Raw genomic sequence first — 18,175 nt, 5'->3', positions numbered from 1 at the left:
ATGAGCGGACGCGAGCTAATCCCGGGAGCGCCGCTCCCGGCAGGCCAGTCAACCGTCGCCCGCTATTTGGCCGGAACCTGATAGATGAAGCGGGCAATCGCCGGGTCTTTGACGTTATCCTTGTCGATGATGGCGAACCCGGTCTCGACACGACGCGGCAGGCTCGTGACGCCGGCAGCATCGGCCGCGGCGAACTGCACAGCCATGTAACCCATGTCGAACGGTTTCTGTGCCAATACCAGCGAGACGACGCCGTTGTTCATCAGCTCGATTGCCAATTGCGTCGCGTCATAGGCGACAACTTGAACGTGGCCGCCCAAGCCGGCGTTGACGACGGCCGTTCCGGCGCCTTGAGCGCTGAACACGTTGGTGCCGAACACCCCGGCGAGGTCGGGTTCGCGTTCGAGGACCGCCGCGGTTTGTTGCGTCGCCTTGTTCTGGTCATCGAGATTGTAGTCCGGCCCGAGGACCTTGATGTCTGGAAATTCCTTCTCCATCACCTCCTTGAAGCCCTGCTCGCGACCCTCGACCGAGCTGACGTTCGGGTTCGTGGAGTTGATGTAGACAATACCCTTTCCGTCGATTGCCTTGGCGAGGCCCCGGGCTGAAATGCGTCCGCCTTCGACGTTGTCGGAGCCGATATAGCTGATCGGGAAGGTCACCGGGCCGTTCACGTAGTCGCCGTCGCCGAGGAACGTATCAACGGTGATGACCTTGATACCGGCGTCGACCGCCGCCTTGAGTGGACCGATCATCTGGTCCTTGTCAGTCGGCGCGGTCACGATGTAGTCGAGGTCGCCGCGCGCCACCATGGCGTCCAAAATCGGCGTCTGGGCCTCGACGCCCCACGTCTGCGGGATCTGCGTCACGACCTCGACGCCGAGGTCCGTCGCCGCAGCCTCAACGCCAATCTGCATCACCTGATAGAAAGGATCGACGACGCCAGGCAGAAAGCCGATCTTGACCTTGTGTTGTGCGGCAGCAGCCTGCGGAGCTGCCGCGAGAGCCAGCACTGTGATCAGTGCAAGGCAAAGCTGTCTCTTGGACATTTTTCACCTCCCGAGTTGACCTTTGATGCTCAGCCGACGCTCACCAGATCGTCGCTGAAGTTTTGGCAATTTTAGCAGGTGCTGAATCGCTTGCAAACGACGACTGTCCGTTGGCGGCGAAAAGGCTGGGCCACATCTACATGAGGTTGGCTGCCTGTTCATCGCGCAGGCGACCAACATCCACCTTTCGATTGGTGACCAGATCCTTCTGCTGCTTGTCGCGATGCTCTCATCCAAAGGCACGGCTGGCGCTACCGGCGCTGGGTTCATCACGCACCGAATATTCGGCGAGGTTGAGCTCCCGGTCACGGATGAGCGTGGACTTTCCCGCGCCGTTGTCGCCGATCAGTCCGACAATTTCATTCCTGCCGACCGAAAAATCGATGTCGCGGACCGCCTGGATTGCGCCGAAGAATTTCTGCACCCCCTCGAGGCGCACGATGTGCCGGTAGTCCTTTTCTGGCGGGCGCTCGGCCAGGTTCAGTTCTATCACTCGTTTCTCCCTCCTGCATCCAGCGGTGCATAAGGTCGATCACGTTCTGCTTGTGCCCGAGATGCGGATATCGCTGCTCTTGGCATATCGAATTTCGGGCGACCTTTTTAGCCGCCATGGTAGGGGGCGGCGAGCAGCCGCGCTTGTTGACCGCGTTCGCCAATTGAACTGGCCGAACCCTTGCGAGGCCTCCGTATTTTCGTGAGCGGAGCCCTCCCAGCATCATCGTGATTGGACTTCACGATCGGTTGGAGTCACGCTGGCTGCAGGTATAAGAAGGATATGGGTGGACCGACTATCGTTCGAATAGGAGGCCAAAATGAAACACCAGACGATCGAGCAACTGCAGATCGTCGCCGAGATCGATCAGGCCTGTCCGCGCCAGGCCATGTCGCGCAGCGAACGTCTTGAACGCTGGGCGGAGCTCCTTGAACGGAACCCTGACCGGTGCCTCTCGACGCTGCACCAGACCGAGTATCAGCCGGTTACAGCACGCGGGGCCATGCGCGGCGACGGCTCGCCGATCTCAGTCGCTTTCGAGGATCCTGTTCTCCGTGCCGCCGGGTTGGAAAACGACAACTACGGCGAAGCGAAGCGGTTCTTCGAACTGACCGACAGGCAATTGCATGAGATCATCTGCTATTGTCATTTCGGCGCGACGGTGAACGCCGTAACGGCCGCCCGTCACGTCCGTGCGGCGATTGCAGGGAGACAGCCCGGCATGTTCGCTCGGATTCGTGAGGCGTTCGTCGGATAAGCCGGCGACGTTTCGCGGCATCATTGTTGAAGCGGGCTCGTCTGAGCCGGCGGACCGCCGTAAAGAACAAGGGTGGCGTATTTGAGCGGCAAAAGGTCCCTCATCTTGTAGGCGACCCCGGTACGATTTATGGCCTTCAGTTTCCGCATTATGTTGCCGATATGACCTTCACCGTGCTTTCACGAAGGTTGAGCTCATAGGCAATGATCTTGTTTGCCTTGCCCCGTCGGAGAGCATCCGCGACCGTCGTCTGACGCGGTGTGAATATGTCAGTTGTGGGACAACGGTCTGGTCTGACGGAGTCGATTGTCTTCTGCTTGGCAAACACGCTGCTTGCCGGCACGAAAATGCCCCCTGCCAATGCCAGATTGATCCTTGACGCATATTTCGATGCCGACCGAGACTGGAATATAGCCGTACGTGCCACATTCGAGCGCTTTGAGGACTTGTGTGAGATCATCCGCTTCACCGAGGATCACCACCGGTGTCAAGCCGGACTCGGATACGAGTTCCTGATTTCGTCGGCAACGCCGGGATCGATGATCTTGCCCGCTTATGTTGAACAGGATTGCAAAGGAACGGCAGAGGATGGTTTTGATGGCCGCAAGCCGACGGCGCGAGATGTCATGACTGCTGGCACCCATTGCTGCCGTGAAGACGATGACCTCGCCAAGGCCATGCGACACATGGAGGAACTGAAATTTTGAATGTCACCAACCTGGTAATCTCTCCCGCACGCTCGCTACGGAGCTCCACCAGACCGCATTTGCGTCAATGTCATTGGAGCCATCGCGACCGAACGCCAGGTTGCCCGGTTTCGCCAATTCGCCGGAATGTAGCCGAGTTGTCGATTAACGCCGCAAGGACGCTTCGACTGGCACGGAGCAGGCTCAAATGAGCGAAGATATGCGGCCCGCAGTTCGTCAAATTCATTTGGATCGGAGCCGCTCGCTGGCCGTAGTGAACCCTGTGCAGCTTGGCTTCGACATCTTCGGATGCACGAAGGCTTGCCCGATACATTAGGAGGGCTTCTGCCGCTGCGGCTTCAAACGATTGCTGCGCGAACGACATGCCCAGCGAAACCATCAGGGGCGTGACAGGGTCGTGAACCTGCTTGGGTCCATCCAGGTCATGATCGCTCTCACTGTGGCGGCGCTGGTGGTGGTGTGCCGCCAAGCCAGCCAGCCGCATACGCAATGACGAGCAATACTACGATCGCTACTGCCACGCCGTACCAGAGACGCCTGTCGTTGAAATCCATCGTTGCCTCCTGCTATTCCGCCACGTGTTGGCCACTGGGCGGATTCCGTGAGACTCGCCGCCCTACTTCAACCGGCTCGATTACGTCGCGCCGATGAACCAAGAGCATGCGTTCTGCCTTCCGGCCGAGAGACTACTTGGCATCGCCATTCCCAAACTCGGCCAGCTCATCCAACTGCCAATCTAGCGAGGTCCCTATGACACAGATCCGAGCCGACAACCAGCACGTGACCCAAATCACCATCGTCGATTCCGAACCGGACAAGCAGGCCGAGGCATTGTCGGTCATGATCGAGCGAGCGCGCTTTATGGCGCGCCAGCCTGGCTTCATCTCAATCAGCCTGCATCGCAGCCTCGACGGGCGGCGCATCGTCAACTACGTCCAATGGCAGAATCGCGATCTGCTACGGTCGGCTCATCAATCGCCGGAATTCCGCAAGGAGTGGGGTCATTTCGATCAGTTGACGGACGAGATCGATCCCAATCTGTACGAGGTAGCCCAAGTGATAGATAGTGGTCAGTAGGCGTGCCGTCCACGTGACCTGAACCGCCGGGTCGAGACGGTCGACATGAGCTGACAAAGTCTAAGCCATGGCTGCCATGAACCATCGCGTCGTCAGCGTGTTCGGTGGAACCGGGTTTCTCGGCCGCCGCGTTGTTCGGCATCTCCGCAATGGTGAATTTTTCGTTCGGATTGCATCAAGACATCCGGAACGGGCCAAGATAATTGATGATACCGCTGGTGATCGGTTTACGTGCCGATATCGATGCGTCTCTCGCCGTTCACGGGCAAACGGCGTCGCCATAGGACAAGCATATAGGGGCCGGCCGGACGCGAAAAGATCCTCGGTCTCAAAGACGACCGAACTCGTTAAGCAGCTCTTCGAGTGTTTTGCCTTGGGCGACCCATTCGCGGGTCTTCTGTTCACGCGCTGCCTGTTCGCGCGCGAGCTCCACGACGGTTTCGGCGCTGGCTATCGGCACGACGGTCACGCCGATCGTGTCGGCGACCACAAAATCGCCGGGACTGATCCGTACGCCGCCGCATTGAATTGGCACGTTGATCGAGAGCTCATCCTTTCGGCCTGAAAACATTGTGTGCGTGCCTCGCGCCGTGATGGCGCGGGTCCAGATCGGCCAGCCGATCGCCTCAAGCTCGTCGATGTCGCGGCCGGAGCCATCGATGATCATGCCGCGAATGCCGCGGTTCCTGGCGAGCCCGCCCATCAGCCCGCCGCACACCGAGGTCTGCCGGTCGCCGCCCGCGTCGACGACGATGATGTCACCATCCCTGCCCATCTCGATTGCCCTGAGCGGGTCAACGAGGTCTCCCGGAGAGAGCTGGACCGTGAGAGCCTGGCCGACGATTTTCGCCGGAAACGGCGGCTTGATCTCCGAATCCATCACGCCCTGACGGTATTGCGCGTCGGCAAAGACGCATGAGGCGCTATAGCATTTGGCGACCTCATCGAATTTTGCAAGCAGCGCCGGCTGCCGCTTGAAATCGTTGAAAACCTTGAGCATTGCATGACCTTCCTTATCTTCGAGCCGGCGTTCGCGTCAGCTCTACTGCGTTAACCGGGTTGAGCGGCATGCCGCCGGTCAGCACGCGCGCGACTTCAGACGCGGCGGTTTCGCGGGCAACCCGGATCGACTCTTCGGAATAGTACGCCGTGTGGGGCGTCACGATGACGTTGGGGAGCGAGAACAGCGGATTGCCGCTTGGGTTCCACTTGGCGAGCTTGGCCGGCTCCTCTTCAGGATCATCCAGGCCGGCGCCGGCGATGCGGCCTTCGGTCAGCGCCCGATAGAGCGCGCGGTTGTCGATGGTTGGACCGCGGCCGGTATTCACTATAATTGCCCCCTTCTTCACCTGGCGGAATTCCGCCGCGCCCAGGAAATGCCGGGTCTCGGGGGTGATCGGCACCTGCATCATCAGAAAGTCGGAGTTTTGGAGGATCTCTGCCTTGCCGACGCGGCGCGCGCCTCTCGCCTCGGCGACGCCCTCCTCGATGTAAGGATCGTAAACGAGGATATCGACGCCGAAGCCTTTGGCGCGCTCGGCAATCGCCTGGCCGATCTTGCCGAAGGATACAATGCCCATCGTGCGCCCCTTCAACCGATGGATCGGTTGCCCGGTCTGCCAACGCCAGATCCCTTCATGGGTCGCGACGTTGTATTGAAAAAGCTTGCGGGCGAGCGCGAGCCATAGCCCGATCGCATGGTCGGCGACCTCGTCTGTGCAATAGTCGCGGACATTGGTGACAAGGATGCCCTTGGCGGTCGCCGCGTCGACATCGACGATGTCGACACCGACGCCATAGCGCGCGATCACACGGCAGCTCTGCATGCGTTCGATCGTTTTCGCGCCGATGCGGGCATACTGGTTCATCACCGCGTCGCAGTCGACCGTCTCGGCAGCCAGTTCCTCCTCCGACTTGGCCTGGAGCCCCACGACGCGCGCGCCGACTGCGTCCAGTACGGCCCGTTCGATATCCAGATTGCCGTAATCGTAGTCGGTGATGACGACCTTGGGGTGTGCCGCCATGCCACTTCCCTCCCGCGCCTCAGACATAGGCGCCGGCCGAATAGGTGAGCTCGTAGGAATGGCTGTAGAGCTCGATGATGTTGCCGAAGGGATCCTCGCAATAAACCATGCGGTAAGGCTTTTCACCGGGATAGTAGGAGCGGACCTGGCTCATCCGCTGGCGGCCGCCGAGGGACTCGATGCGCTTGACGCGCTCTTCGAGATGCTGGTCCTGCAAGCAGATGTGGAAGATGCCCGGACGCCAATATTCGAAGGGCCGCTCCTCCGGACGGGTTTTGGGGAACTCGAAGAGCTCGATGCCGATGCCGTCGCCGGTCGAGAGGTGGGCGATCCGGAAACTTCCCCAGCCGGCTCCGAAGACGTCGTCGCACATCTGGCCGATAGCGCTGTCGTCCTGGCTGACCCTGGTCGGACCCATGATCACATAACAGTCGAAGGCCATCGAGTAGAACTCGACTGCTTTTTCGAGGTCGGGCACGGTGATGCCGACGTGGGAAAAGGTTATGGCGGTCATTGATCTACCTTTCCTTTTTGTCCTGGCGAGGTGAGCGCGCCGACGATGAAGGCGAGTGCGCGACCGATCTCACCGCGCCACATGTCGACGCCGACCGCGGTCACGATGATGGCGCCGATGATGACGTTCTGGGCCGACGCCGGCACGGCGTTAAGGTTGAGCGCGTTCTGGACGATGACGATGGTAAGCGCGCCGATCACGGTGCTCACGATCTGGCCGCGACCGCCGGCGAGACTTGCGCCGCCAATCACTGCGGCGGCGATCGCCGATAGCTCCATCCCGACGCCATAATTGGGCGAGCCGGAATTGAGCCGTGCGGCCATAAGCACAGCGCCGACTGCCGCCATCGCGCCGGCAATGACGAAGGCAAGGAAGCGCGTGCGGGCGACATTGAGCCCGGAGAGCGCCGCCGCTTGCGGGTTACCGCCGACCGCGTAGATCGTGCGGCCGAAGGCGGTGTAGCGCATGACGAAGAAGGCGAGTGCGTAGAGGCCGATAACGTAGAAGAGCGGCAGTGGCACCCCGAGGAGCGAGCCGTAGAAGATCGGCTCAAGCTTCGGGTGCACAGAGAATACCGGCGAGCCGTTGTTGAACATAAAGGCGCTGCCACGGAACGCCGAGAGTGCCGCGAGCGTGGTGATGAACGACGGGATACGAAAGTAGGCGGTGAGGACGCCGTTCACGGCGCCAAGGAACACGCCGATCAGAAGGACGAGCAGAACCGCGAACGGCAGCGGCACGCCCCCGAATTTGATCGTCATAGCGAAAACCATAGTCATCAATGCGATGGCCGAACCGGGGGAAAGGTCGATGCCGCCGGTGAAGATCACGATGGTCGAGCCGATCGCAACGATCGCAACGATGCTCACCTGCAGAATGAGGTTGGACAGATTGCCGACATCGAGAAAGCGGTTGGTGGTGAGCGCCACGACGACAGCCACCAGGAGAAGGGCAGCAAGCGGACCGACGATCTGGTTGCTCACCAACCGCTTCATGCGGCAAGCTCCTCTTGGTCGGCGGAGGCCTTGACCAGGTCGGCCTTGTCGAGGCTCCTGGCATCGCGGATTGCGACGATCCTTCCGCGGCTTACAATGCCGATCCGGTCGCTCATCGCGAGCAGCTCGTCATAGTCGGAGCTGATCAGGATGACGCCCTTGCCGGCAGCTGTAAGCTCGTTGACGAGCTGATACACAGCGATCTTGGCGCCGACATCGATACCTTGGGTCGGCTCGTCGAGAACGAAAAGCTCGGCCTCCGCGAACAGCCACCGGGCAATCACGATCTTCTGTTGGTTGCCGCCAGAAAGCTCGCCGACCAGCGCCGTCCCGGCAGTCGGCGTGATTCTGAGGCTCTGGATCAGGCCGTGGGTAAGGCGTCGTTCGCGGGCGTGATCGAGCATGGCTCGGTGCGTGATCCGGCCGAGCCCGGCGATCGAGATGTTCTCGAGCCCACTGAAATTGAAGAAGAGCCCGTCGGATTTTCGATTCTCCGGCACAAGCGCGATCCCGGCGGCGATCGCGTCGCGCGAGGACAGAAGCTTGAGCGATTTGCCGCGAAGCCGGATTTCGCCTTGCCGAAGCACATCGACCCCGAACAGGGCGCGGGCGATTTCGGTGCGGCCGGAGCCGAGCACGCCGCCAAGGCCGAAGACCTCGCCGCGGCCAACCGTAAAGCTAGCGCCGGCGACGCGGTTGCTGGTGTGGATGGAGCGCACGTCGAGGAGGGCGTCACCCGTGGCATTCGCCGCCTTGGGAAAGTGTTCCTCGACGCGGCCGACCATCTTACGGACAATGGCCCTGATCTCGACCGGCGTTTCCGCTGCGTTCGATACCACGCGCCCATCCTTGAGGATCGTTGCTTCGTCGACGAGTTCAACGACCTCGTCCAGGCGATGCGAGATGTAGAGGATGATCCTGCCATCGTCCCTGAGGCGCAGGAGAAGGCGATGAAGCTCGGCGATCTCGTCGGGGCCGAGGGCGGTGGTCGGCTCGTCGAGAATGATCATCGAGGCGTTGGCCGCGATCGCCTTGGCGATCTCCACGACTTGCTGGCCGGCGGTTGAGAGTTCGCCCACGATCGCGTCCGGGTCGATCGCGACGTGGATGCGGCCAAGCACGCGCCGGGCTCCCTCGCGCATTGCCGGCCAGTCTATCCGCCATCGGTTTCGCGGAAGCCGGCCGAGATAGATGTTCTCCGCGACCGATAGCGTTTGGACGAGCGAGAACTCCTGAAAGACCGTGGCGATCCCTGCGCGCCGCGCGGCGATCGGGTCGGCAAGCACGACCGGCCGGCCCGCACACAGGATCTCGCCCGAATCGGGCTGATGCACCCCGCACAGCACCTTGACAAGCGTGGACTTGCCGCAGCCATTCTCGCCGAGCAGGCCGTGAATCCGCCCGGCAACGAGGCTGAGCGACACGGAATCGTTCGCCACAACGCCGGGGAAACGCTTGGTCACGTTCCTCAGCTCCCAGACGGGAACGCTCTCTTCCATAGCTCTCCACGCGATCCTAGCTTCGCCCGACCGAGTGGTCCGGCCGAGCGAGGGGGGTGCTGCTTAGGGAACATGAGTTCGTCTCAATACTGCATCGACGGCTTCGGATAGAGCTTGTCGGGCGCCTGCAGAACCGGCAGCACATTGGCCTTGTCGACAATCGTCGTCGGTGTTTCGACAAACCCTCCTGCGAAATTGCCGTCGAGCACGTCGATCGCGACCTGCAATGCAATCTGGCCCATGACGAATGGTGTCGTGTTGACAGTCGCGGTGACCGTACCTTTGCTGATCTCCTCGAGAGCGGCCGTGTCGCCATCATTGCCAAGCAGGATCAAGTCGTTTCGACCGAGCGACTTAGCGGCGAGTTGGGCACCCATGATCATGTAGTCGTTCGCGGCAAAGATGACGTCGACGTCCGGATGACCCTGGAGCAGGTCCATGCCGGCGGTGTTGCCACCCTCAACATTCCAGCCGCCGGGAATGCTCGCAACAATATCCACATTCGGCTTGCCCTTGACGGCGTCGAGGAAGCCGCCGACGCGCTCTGTCGAATGGTAGCCGGGCTGGCCTTCGATGACCGCGGCTTTGACCGATTTATCGGCGAGCCTCTCAAGGAGGTATTCGCCGATCTTATGCGTGCCTTTGCGTTGCGAATAGCCGACCACGGCATGGACCGGGGTCGGAAAGTTGGCGATGTCGGAGTTGACGATGACGACGGAGATGCCTTTGTCGACGGCCTGCTTGACGAGCGGAGCGGCGGCCGCCTCGTCATGAGTCGACAGGACGATGGCGTCGACGCCCTGCGTGATCACGTCCTGGATCATGCCCATCTGGCCGTTGATGTCGGCGCCGCTTTGCGGGGCGAGCATGAAGGTCTCAACATTGCCCTTCTCGGCCGCTGCGGCTTTGAGGCCCTCGCCGATGGCGATGTAGTAGTTGAACTCGGTCGCCGGCGGCATGTAGGCGATGCGGATCTTGTCCTTGCCGGCGCCCTTGGTGATCGGCGCCTGTGCGCCCGGTTGAAGCGGTTGCGGTGCGGCGTAGTCGATGGCGAGGGCAATACCGGTCGCCGTGAGTACTACGACCGCGCTTGTCGCTGCTATCGCGATCAACGATCGAAAGCTGAAGCTCATGTCTTTCCTCCCTTGGACGCTTGACGGGTTCTATCCGGCGAACGGCGCGTCCACGACGCCGCGCACGCCGGGTTTGAAAGCGAAGAGAGAGCCGGCCGTCGGCTCGGCGGCGATCTGCTCCCGCGTCGCCTCCAGTCGCGATGTGGTGATGTAGAGAGTCTCGAGCTCAGGCCCGCCGAAAGCGCAGCAGGTCGGCTTCAGCACCGGCACCTCGACCACCCGGTCGATGCTCCCGTCCGGCAGGATGCGGACGACTCGCCGCCCTTCCCATTCGGCATTCCACACGGCGCCTTCAGCGTCGACGCACGAGCCGTCCGGAATGCCCGGCTCTCCCTTGAAATCGTTGAGGACTTGTCGGTTGCCTGGAACCCCGGTGCCCGGATCGTAGTCATAGACCCAGATGGTTCCGACGGAGGTGTCGGCGAAATACATGCGGCGCCCGTCGGGCGAGAAACAGGTCGAGTTGGCGCAGCCAACGCCGGTAATGATCGTCGTTACCGATTCGTCGGGGTCGATCCGCAACACGGTCGATTTTTCCGGTCCGGAACCCTCGTTCATTCCGCCGGCGATGAACCGGCCCTGGCGATCCGTGCGGCCGTCATTGAGACGCGTCGCCGGTTTGTCGGGCTCGAAGCGATGGATCGTCGCGAGTTCGCCGGTGCCGGGGTCGAAGAACGCCACCTCCTTTGCGAGGGCGAGAATGAAACCGCCTTTCTCGCGGGGCGCGAAGCAGCAGACGCGGTCCGCCATGGCGATTGAACCCGAAGCACCTGATGAGGGTTCGAGCCACCACAGACGCTTCCCGTGGATGTCCGTCCACCAGACCCGGCGGTCATGGTGGTGCCACAGAATTCCCTCGCCGTGCAGGTTACGGCAATCGAGCGCGAGCTCGGCTCTGTCCATGTCTCCTCCCCGGAGCACGTACCTTGGCTTCGTAACGGGCCGTCAGCGAAGCCGCTTCCTGTTGCCGAACTTTCTGGTGTCTGGTATATCACCTTGCAGATGGCAGGCAATACCAAAATCAGCGGCCGGCTTCCCGTCGCCAGGATCAAGCGACCCAAATCGCTCGCGGAAACCGTGCTCCACCAGCTCCGCGAGTCGATCGTCCACGGTGACCTCGCGTTGGGTCAGCCTCTCTCTGAACGTCAGCTCGCCGACGATCTCGGCGTGTCGAAGACTCCTGTCAGAGAGGCGCTCGCCCAGCTCCGCGCCGAGGGCCTGGTGCTGATCTATCCGCAGCGCGGCGCCTTCGTCTTCACGCTGAGCGCTCGCGAGGTTCATCAGATCTGTGAATTCCGGAGTGCGGTAGAAACGGCGGCGCTGAGGCTCGCCATCGCGCGCGGCCCGGATGGCTTCGCGGCGGAGCTTGAAGACATCGTGCGCGGCATGGCAGCCGCGCAGCGGCAGGGCGACCAGCGGCTCTATCTGTCCCTGGACACCCGCTATCACGCGGCCTTCTTCGAGCACTGCGGCAATAGCTATCTGCGCGACAGCTATGCGCGCTATGTCGGCAAGATCGCAGCGCTCCGGACCCACCTTGCCGGCAAGCCGCTTCACACGAAGCTGTCGTTCCAGGAGCATCGACAGATGCTCGACACCATCCGGCGTGGCGACGCAGACGCAACGATAGCGGTTCTGGATATCCATATCGGACGGACGCGCGAGACCTATTCCAACGGTATCGAGGACATTGCCGCCGCGGATAAAGGAATTCCGGAGGCGAGCTGATGGCGGCACCGCTCCTCGAGCTCAGCGACATCACGAAGTGGTACGGCACGACGCGGGCCCTTGGCGACGTCGATTTCGATCTGAAGCGGGGCGAGGTGCATGCGCTTGTCGGCGAAAATGGTGCCGGGAAATCGACACTCCTCGCCATCCTCTCCGGTGTGGTCGCGCCCGACAAGGGTACGATCAACATAGACGGGCGGGCGGTCACCATTGACGACCCATCCAGAGCGCAGGCGCTCGGCATCAGCACAGTCTTCCAGGAGCTTAGCCTCGCCGGGGCCCTAACGGTCGCCGAGAACGTCTTTGTCGGCCGAGCTCCGACGGCCTGCGGGGTCATACGCTGGAGCGAGCTCCGGCGGCGGACCCAGCAGATCCTCTCCCCCTTCGGCATCGAAATCGATGTCGGTCGCCCGGTTGACCGCTTGCCCGCGGCCACGCGCCAGCTTGTCGAGATTGCCAAGGCGCTGTCGCTCGACGCTCGCATCCTTCTCCTCGACGAGCCAACCTCGGCGCTCACCTCCGATGAGGTCGCAGCGCTGTTTGACATCATCACTCGGCTTAAGACCCGGGGCATCGGCATCGTCTATGTGAGCCATCACATGGCCGAGGTCTTCCAGATCGCCGACCGCATCACCGTGCTGCGCGATGGCCGAAGGATGACCACGCGCGCCGTGCCGGAGACTTCCATCGACGACGTCGTGCGCGCCATGGTCGGCCGGAACCTCGAAATCTTCGCAGCCGCGACGGCGCTCGTGCCGGGTCCGGTGGCGCTTGCAGTCCGTGGCAACGGAGCCAAGGGCAACTCGCGGCATCTCGAACTTGAAATACGGTTCGGTGAGGTCGTCGGTCTTGCGGGCCTGATGGGATCGCGCCGCAGCGAGCTCGCACGCAGCCTCGTCGGCCTGCAGCGGCCGCCAGGAGGCGCTGCGATCGAGATCAAGGGCCGTCCGACGCGCCTGCGTTGTCTCCGCGACGCGATGACCCGCGGCATTGCCTATGTGCCGGACGATCGCAAAGCCGAAGGCCTGTTCTTGTCGATGTCGGTCACCGATAATTTCGTCGTGACTGCGCTTCGTCGGTTCGCGCGGCTCGGTTGGATCGAAAGGGCGGCGGCGAAGGCGGCGGCGAGTGAGGCGGTCGAACGCTTCCGGATACGAGTGCCGAGCCTTGCGGCGGCGGCCGGAAAACTCAGCGGCGGCAACCAGCAGAAACTGATGTTGTCGAAGTGGCTTGCGAGCGACCCGGCGATCATCGTGATTGACGAGCCGACCAAGGGCGTCGACGTCGAAGCGAAAAGGGAGATCCACAAGGAAGTCCGCCGCCTCGCTGCTGCCGGTAAGGCGATTCTCTTGATCTCCTCCGACCTCCCGGAGCTCTTCACCATCTCCGATCGGATCGTCGTCATGCGAGAGGGACAGATCGTCGGCGATCTCCCGACACGTTTGGCAACGGAAGAGAGCGTAATGGCTCTTGCCTCCGGCACCGGTCACAAGCACGAAGGGGAGGCGGCATGAGCGTCGACGAGGTCGGTCGGTGGCCTTTGCGTATCGGCAGCCGTGTCCTTCGGCGCTTCGTCGAGACGCGCGAGTTGACGCTCCTGGTTCTTATCGTTGCGATCATCGTCGGAATGTCGCTGGCTTCGCCGGTCTTCCTGTCGCTGGCTAACTTCCGTGCGATAGCCATCGGCATGGCGCCGACCGTGATCATCGCTGTGGGCATGACGGTGCTCCTGGTCTCTGGTGGATTCGATCTCTCGGTCGGTTCCGTGCTGGCGCTGGCGAGCACCGTGACCGCGCTTCTTCTGTTAAGCGGCGCCTCCATCCCGCTGGCGATTCTTGGTGCGCTTGCTCTTGGCGTCATCATCGGCCTTGCCAACGGCATCGTCGTCACCAGGATCGGTGTCAATCCCCTGGTCGCCACTCTCGGCTCGATGTCGATCGCCCGCGGGATCGCCTTGGTGCTGACGGAAGGATTCTCGCTCATCAATCTACCGCCGGCCTTCGGGTGGGCCGGCCGCGCCGAGATTCTCGGCCTGCCGTTTCTTCTTTGGGTCGCGCTCGCATTGGTGGTCGTCTTCGACCTCGCCATGCGGCATGGAAGCTTCTTCCGGCAACTCTACTATATCGGCTCGAACGAGAAGGCGGCGCGTCTGTCCGGTTTGGCCGTCGATCGCGTCCGCACGCTCGCCTACATGCTGAGCGGTCTGCTGGCCGCGCTTGCCGGCGTGCTCCTCGCGTCGCGGCTGATGAGCGGTACGCCTACGGCAGGCAACGCGCTCGAATTGCAGGTGCTCGCAGCCGCCGTGATCGGCGGCGCAAGCCTGCGCGGCGGGGAGGGCACCGTCCTAGGTGCGTTTCTCGGCGTCGTCTTCGTCGCCTTGATCAACAACGCCATGACCATGCTCGCCGTTTCGATCTACTGGCAGATGATCGTCACCGGCGCCGTTCTTGTCGTGGCCGTTGCGCTCGACATGCTGGTGCGCCGCGGCGACGAATAAGCCAGGGCCTACAGGGGCCCCAACCGAAGAAGGGAGGAAAGTGATGACGACACTCGATCTCGACCGCCGCAGCCTGATGAAGCTCGGCGGGATTGGCCTTGCCGGGACGGGACTCGGCCTCGTACCTCAATTCAGCGATGAAGCGCTCGCTCAGGGCGAGGGCATGGAATACGTGTTTCTCTCCATCGTCACGCAGGTGCCGTTCTGGGTCGACCACCGCAAAGCGCTCGAAGACGCCGCTAGATCGCTAAACATCAAGACGAACTTCACTGGCCCGCTCGACTTCGACACCGCCGCCCAGGCGCGGCAACTCGATGAGCTGATCGCGCGGAAGCCGGCCGGCCTCCTGATCTTTCCTGGCGACGCCGCCTCGCTTGCGGCCGGCATCGACCGCGCCGTCGATGCAGGAATTCCGGTCGCCATGATCATCGGCGACGCGCCGGGCACCAAGCGCGCCGTGTATCTCGGCATCTCGAACCTCGAAGCCGGCAAGGTCGGGGGCAAGATGCTTGCCGAGGCGATCGGCGGCAAAGGCAAGGTGATCCTCGGTTCGTTCCCCGCGCCTTCGGTTCTGGAGCGGGTCGAAGGATACAAGGCCTACTTCAAGGAATCCGCGTCCGAAATCGAAGTAGTCGACGTGGTCAACGACAAAGCGGACCCGTCTTATGCCCCCACGGCCTACAGCCAGTCGCTCCTCGCTCATCCTGACGTGGTCGGTATCGGCGGCACCGACGGCGACAGCGGCAAAGGTGCTGCCATCGCGGTGCATGAGACCGGTCGCCAAGGTCAGGTCAAGATCGTCGCGATGGACCGGAACGACGACATGCTTCCCTACATAGAGGATGGAACGATCGTCGGCGCCGTGGTTCAAAAATCCTATGTCGAAGCTTTTCTCGCCGTGCATCTCCTTCATTGGCTGAATACCGATGGCATGAAGGTCGTGCCGGACTACAAAGCGGCTGGCGTCAACCCCTTGCCGGAAAAAGTCGAGACTGGCGTGATGCGCCTTACCAAGGATAACGTCGCCCAATTCAAACACTGAGCGACAGGCCGGGCCGCGGATCTTCCGCGGTCCGGCGGGCGCGCGGGCCGGGTGCGGCTGATTGAATGTCCTTATCATCGTCGGGAGACGAAGATCGAGCTCTGGCTGTTGTTTCAGCGGCGGCGGGGAATCGGCGGTGCCCTCGCGAGGGGATTCGTTGGGCCGGTCTTCCCGCTCCGGCAAGTCCCTATCTAGCTTGAATTCCGCAGCCGGCGGTCCCGTTAAGGCCGGCTCGTGGCTATCTGGCCGATGATTTACCTAGAGCCTGCAACTGCGCCCCTGACCGTCGAAAACATGAGCGTCGGCCGGGTCGAAGCGGAAGCGGACAGACGAACCGATCGTTGCGGCCGGTTTGCCTTGCAGTTCCACTGTCAGGAGCTGGCGCAGGCCGTCGACCTTCAGGTAGAGCAGACTTGTGCCGCCGAGCCGCTCGACGAGGACGATCTCGGCCGCAATGCCCTTGTCCGCGACAAGCGAAATGGCGTTGGGACGCACGCCGATCTCCGCGGTGCCGCCGGGCGCGAGGCGCAGGCCTTCGCGCGTGGAGAAGAGCGGCTGGCGGTCCGCCGCGAGACGGAAGGCGATGGCATCGCCGACGCGCTCCGCGACGGCCGGAAGAAAGTTCATCTTCGGCTGGCCGAGAAAGCCGGCGACGAAGCGGTTGGCCGGCCGCTCGTGGAGATCGAGCGGCCGGCCTTGTTGCACGACCCGACCCTTGTCCAGGATGACGATGCGGTCCGCCAGCGTCATCGCCTCAACCTGGTCATGGGTGACATAGATCATGGTTGTTTCGAGCTGCCTGTGGAGCCGAGCCATCTCGACCCGCATCTGCGCGCGCAGGTCGGCATCGAGATTGGAGAGCGGCTCGTCAAAGAGAAAGACGTCGGGCTTGCGCACGATCGCGCGGCCGATCGCGACCCGCTGCCGCTGGCCACCGGAGAGCTCTCGCGGCCGGCGCGCAAGAAGCTCTTCGATCTGCAATGTGGCCGCCGTCTCCGCGACCTTCCGGTCGATCTCGGCCTTGTCCGTGCCAAGCATCTTCAGGGCAAAGCCCAAATTCTCGGCCACGCTCATATGTGGGTACAGCGCGTAGGACTGGAACACCATGGCGATGCCGCGGTCGGCCGCCGCAACCGCGTTCATCGGCTTGCCGCCAATGCTGAGCTCCCCCGAACTGACGGATTCCAGCCCGGCGATCATCCGGAGCAAAGTCGACTTGCCGCAGCCCGAGGGGCCGACGAAGACAACGAACTCGCGGTCGTGCACGGTCAGCGACACGTCGCGCACGGCCTCGACACGGCCAAAAGTCTTCGAGACGTTCTTCAGTTCGACGGACGCCAAGTCACGACCCCTTCGCAGCGACGGCCCACATTTCGATCTCCACCAGGAAGCCTGGGAGAAGAGCGGACCGCACGGCAGTGCGCACGGGCAGGGGCTCTACCATTACCTTCTCGCAGGAGGCGTTGAAGCGCGCCCAATGGCGAAGGTCGGCGAGGTAGACGTTGACTTTGAAGACGTCGCGCAGCCCGCAATCAGCGGTGGCCAGCTGCCTTTCGCAGTTCTGCAGCGTCGCGGCGGCCTGCTCCTCGATCGTATCGCCCACGACATTGCCGTCCATATCGACGGCGACCTGGCCGGAAATGACGACGAGATGACGGGCGTCCACCTGCAGCGCCGGCGAATAGGGCCCGGCGGTTACATGCTGTGTGGTGCCGCGCGGGCGGCTCTTCAGCGGATGCAGCGCTTCGTTACCGATTGTCTCGTCCATGATGCTATCCCTTGACCGAGCCGTTGAGCAGGCCTTCGACGACAAAGCGCCATACGAGGACGACCAGCACCAGGGTCGGAACGATTGCGATGAAGATTGCCGTGTTGAGCAGGCTCCACGAGACATCGGTGTTGCGCGCCAGGGCGGCCATCACCACCGATACCGGCCGGGTGGCGGCGTCGCCGGACAAGACCATGGAGAACATGAATTCGGAATAGGAGAGCATGAAGGCAAACAGGCCGGTCGCGCCGATCGACGGCAAGGCGAGCGGCAACGCGACGCGCAGGAAGGCCTGCAGACGACTGCAATGGTCGAGGACTGCAGCCTCGAACAGCTCCTGCGGTATCTTGCGGAAGAAGACGGAGAGGATCAGCACGGTGAAGGGCAGGGCCTTGGCCGTGTGGACGAGGATGATCCCGATCCGGGTTCCGGTCAGCCCCAGGCCCTCGAGCATCATGTAGATCGGCGTCACCAGCGCTATCGCCGGAACCAGCGGCGACAGGATCAGGAACATGAAGCTGAGCTTCTTTCCGGGAAATGCATGGCGCGCGTAGATGAAGGCTGCGGGTGCGCCGAGGAGCATGTTGAGCAGCATTGCGCTCAACGCAATGATCGAAGAATTGACAAGGCTGTGCGGCACCTGGCGCGCGGCATCCGAGATCATCGCGCGGTTGGCGCTTGCCTGCCGGTAGGATGCCGGCAACTCGCCGGTGAAGATATAGCGATAGCTTTCGAGGCTCGGTCCCTCGGAAAGAACGCTGCGGTTGGGGTCGAGCAGAATGCGGTCCGGTACCAGGCTGCCATAGAGCGCAAGCGCCACCGGCCCACCGGTGAAGAGCAGGATCAGCGCAGCGAAGAGGAAGGTGAGCAGCGGATTGCGGCGGCCTGGCAT

Annotated in this window: 18 protein-coding genes and 2 pseudogenes; 7 read left to right on the top strand and 13 right to left on the bottom strand. The window is 62.4% G+C overall.

Annotation, left to right across the window (positions count from 1 at the left end; translation table 11 throughout):
• Positions 1-62: 62 nt before the first annotated feature.
• The gene (locus tag EN859_RS04530; protein WP_127851719.1) at positions 63-1,049 is read right to left on the bottom strand and encodes an ABC transporter substrate-binding protein; all 987 of its coding nucleotides are present in this window, start codon (positions 1,047-1,049) and stop codon (positions 63-65) included.
• Positions 1,050-1,176: 127 nt separating this feature from the next.
• Here EN859_RS04530 and EN859_RS40435 point away from each other — a divergent pair.
• Positions 1,177-1,323, top strand: a pseudogene (locus tag EN859_RS40435) (cation:dicarboxylase symporter family transporter); the annotation flags it as partial.
• On the opposite strand, the gene EN859_RS04520 reads toward EN859_RS40435, so the two are convergent.
• Entirely contained in the window at positions 1,279-1,473 is a 195-nt protein-coding gene (locus EN859_RS04520; protein WP_245525478.1) for an ATP-binding cassette domain-containing protein, read from the bottom strand. The pseudogene EN859_RS40435 and the gene EN859_RS04520 overlap by 45 nt on opposite strands.
• Before the next feature lie 388 nt (positions 1,474-1,861).
• On the opposite strand from EN859_RS04520, the gene EN859_RS04515 reads away from it, so the two are divergent.
• Positions 1,862-2,299: a hypothetical protein gene (locus EN859_RS04515; protein WP_127851718.1), complete on the top strand. Its 438-nt coding sequence runs from the start codon at positions 1,862-1,864 to the stop codon at positions 2,297-2,299.
• Positions 2,300-2,319: 20 nt separating this feature from the next.
• Here EN859_RS04515 and EN859_RS04510 read toward each other — a convergent pair.
• A pseudogene (locus tag EN859_RS04510) lies at positions 2,320-2,811 on the bottom strand (response regulator transcription factor); the annotation flags it as partial.
• Positions 2,812-3,756: 945 nt separating this feature from the next.
• Here EN859_RS04510 and EN859_RS04500 point away from each other — a divergent pair.
• Positions 3,757-4,083, top strand: coding sequence for an antibiotic biosynthesis monooxygenase family protein (locus EN859_RS04500; protein WP_189501698.1), 327 nt, complete (start codon positions 3,757-3,759; stop codon positions 4,081-4,083).
• A 328-nt stretch (positions 4,084-4,411) separates the two neighbouring features.
• Here EN859_RS04500 and EN859_RS04490 read toward each other — a convergent pair whose 3' ends face one another.
• The 7 genes from EN859_RS04490 to EN859_RS04460 form a co-directional block, all read right to left on the bottom strand.
• Positions 4,412-5,083, bottom strand: coding sequence for an RraA family protein (locus EN859_RS04490; protein ID WP_127851716.1), 672 nt, complete (start codon positions 5,081-5,083; stop codon positions 4,412-4,414).
• Between the two features lie 13 nt (positions 5,084-5,096).
• Positions 5,097-6,107 (bottom strand): C-terminal binding protein, encoded by a 1,011-nt coding sequence (locus tag EN859_RS04485; protein ID WP_127851715.1) that lies wholly within the window; start codon positions 6,105-6,107, stop codon positions 5,097-5,099.
• Positions 6,108-6,126: 19 nt separating this feature from the next.
• Positions 6,127-6,621 carry a VOC family protein gene (locus EN859_RS04480; RefSeq protein ID WP_127851714.1) on the bottom strand — a complete coding sequence of 165 codons (495 nt, stop codon included), beginning with the start codon at positions 6,619-6,621 and terminating at the stop codon, positions 6,127-6,129.
• The gene (locus EN859_RS04475) at positions 6,618-7,616 is read right to left on the bottom strand and encodes an ABC transporter permease (protein WP_127851713.1); all 999 of its coding nucleotides are present in this window, start codon (positions 7,614-7,616) and stop codon (positions 6,618-6,620) included. The genes EN859_RS04480 and EN859_RS04475 overlap by 4 nt, the downstream gene beginning before the upstream one ends.
• On the bottom strand, positions 7,613-9,079 hold the full coding sequence (locus tag EN859_RS04470) for a sugar ABC transporter ATP-binding protein (RefSeq protein WP_210237680.1): 1,467 nt from the start codon (positions 9,077-9,079) through the stop codon (positions 7,613-7,615). The genes EN859_RS04475 and EN859_RS04470 overlap by 4 nt, the downstream gene beginning before the upstream one ends.
• A gap of 119 nt (positions 9,080-9,198) precedes the next feature.
• A complete protein-coding gene (locus EN859_RS04465; RefSeq protein ID WP_127851711.1) occupies positions 9,199-10,248 on the bottom strand; it encodes a sugar ABC transporter substrate-binding protein in 1,050 nt (349 codons plus the stop codon).
• 30 nt (positions 10,249-10,278) lie between these two features.
• On the bottom strand, positions 10,279-11,151 hold the full coding sequence (locus EN859_RS04460) for an SMP-30/gluconolactonase/LRE family protein (RefSeq protein ID WP_127851710.1): 873 nt from the start codon (positions 11,149-11,151) through the stop codon (positions 10,279-10,281).
• Positions 11,152-11,250: 99 nt separating this feature from the next.
• Between EN859_RS04460 and EN859_RS04455 the strand changes: the two genes are divergently transcribed.
• Genes EN859_RS04455 through EN859_RS04440 form a run of 4 tightly spaced genes read left to right on the top strand, consistent with a single transcriptional unit; the run spans position 11,251 to position 15,515 of the window.
• Positions 11,251-11,976: a GntR family transcriptional regulator gene (locus tag EN859_RS04455; protein WP_127851822.1), complete on the top strand. Its 726-nt coding sequence runs from the start codon at positions 11,251-11,253 to the stop codon at positions 11,974-11,976.
• The gene (locus tag EN859_RS04450) at positions 11,976-13,490 is read left to right on the top strand and encodes a sugar ABC transporter ATP-binding protein (protein WP_127851709.1); all 1,515 of its coding nucleotides are present in this window, start codon (positions 11,976-11,978) and stop codon (positions 13,488-13,490) included. The genes EN859_RS04455 and EN859_RS04450 overlap by 1 nt, the downstream gene beginning before the upstream one ends.
• The gene (locus EN859_RS04445) at positions 13,487-14,473 is read left to right on the top strand and encodes an ABC transporter permease (protein ID WP_127851708.1); all 987 of its coding nucleotides are present in this window, start codon (positions 13,487-13,489) and stop codon (positions 14,471-14,473) included. The genes EN859_RS04450 and EN859_RS04445 overlap by 4 nt, the downstream gene beginning before the upstream one ends.
• A gap of 43 nt (positions 14,474-14,516) precedes the next feature.
• Positions 14,517-15,515, top strand: a complete 999-nt coding sequence (locus EN859_RS04440) for a substrate-binding domain-containing protein (protein WP_127851707.1) — start codon at positions 14,517-14,519, stop codon at positions 15,513-15,515.
• Between the two features lie 258 nt (positions 15,516-15,773).
• Here EN859_RS04440 and EN859_RS04435 read toward each other — a convergent pair whose 3' ends face one another.
• From EN859_RS04435 to EN859_RS04425, 3 genes are read right to left on the bottom strand one after another with little or no spacing between them, the layout of a single operon-like run.
• Positions 15,774-16,856: an ABC transporter ATP-binding protein gene (locus EN859_RS04435; protein WP_127851706.1), complete on the bottom strand. Its 1,083-nt coding sequence runs from the start codon at positions 16,854-16,856 to the stop codon at positions 15,774-15,776.
• A 1-nt stretch (position 16,857) separates the two neighbouring features.
• Positions 16,858-17,283: a RidA family protein gene (locus tag EN859_RS04430; RefSeq protein ID WP_189501696.1), complete on the bottom strand. Its 426-nt coding sequence runs from the start codon at positions 17,281-17,283 to the stop codon at positions 16,858-16,860.
• Between the two features lie 4 nt (positions 17,284-17,287).
• A complete protein-coding gene (locus EN859_RS04425; RefSeq protein ID WP_127851704.1) occupies positions 17,288-18,175 on the bottom strand; it encodes a carbohydrate ABC transporter permease in 888 nt (295 codons plus the stop codon).

This window comes from Mesorhizobium sp. M00.F.Ca.ET.216.01.1.1 (genome assembly GCF_004010325.2).
GTDB lineage: Bacteria > Pseudomonadota > Alphaproteobacteria > Rhizobiales > Rhizobiaceae > Mesorhizobium.
The sequence above is the reverse complement of the archived record's forward strand: the minus strand, read 5'-3'. Positions and strand labels throughout refer to the sequence as shown.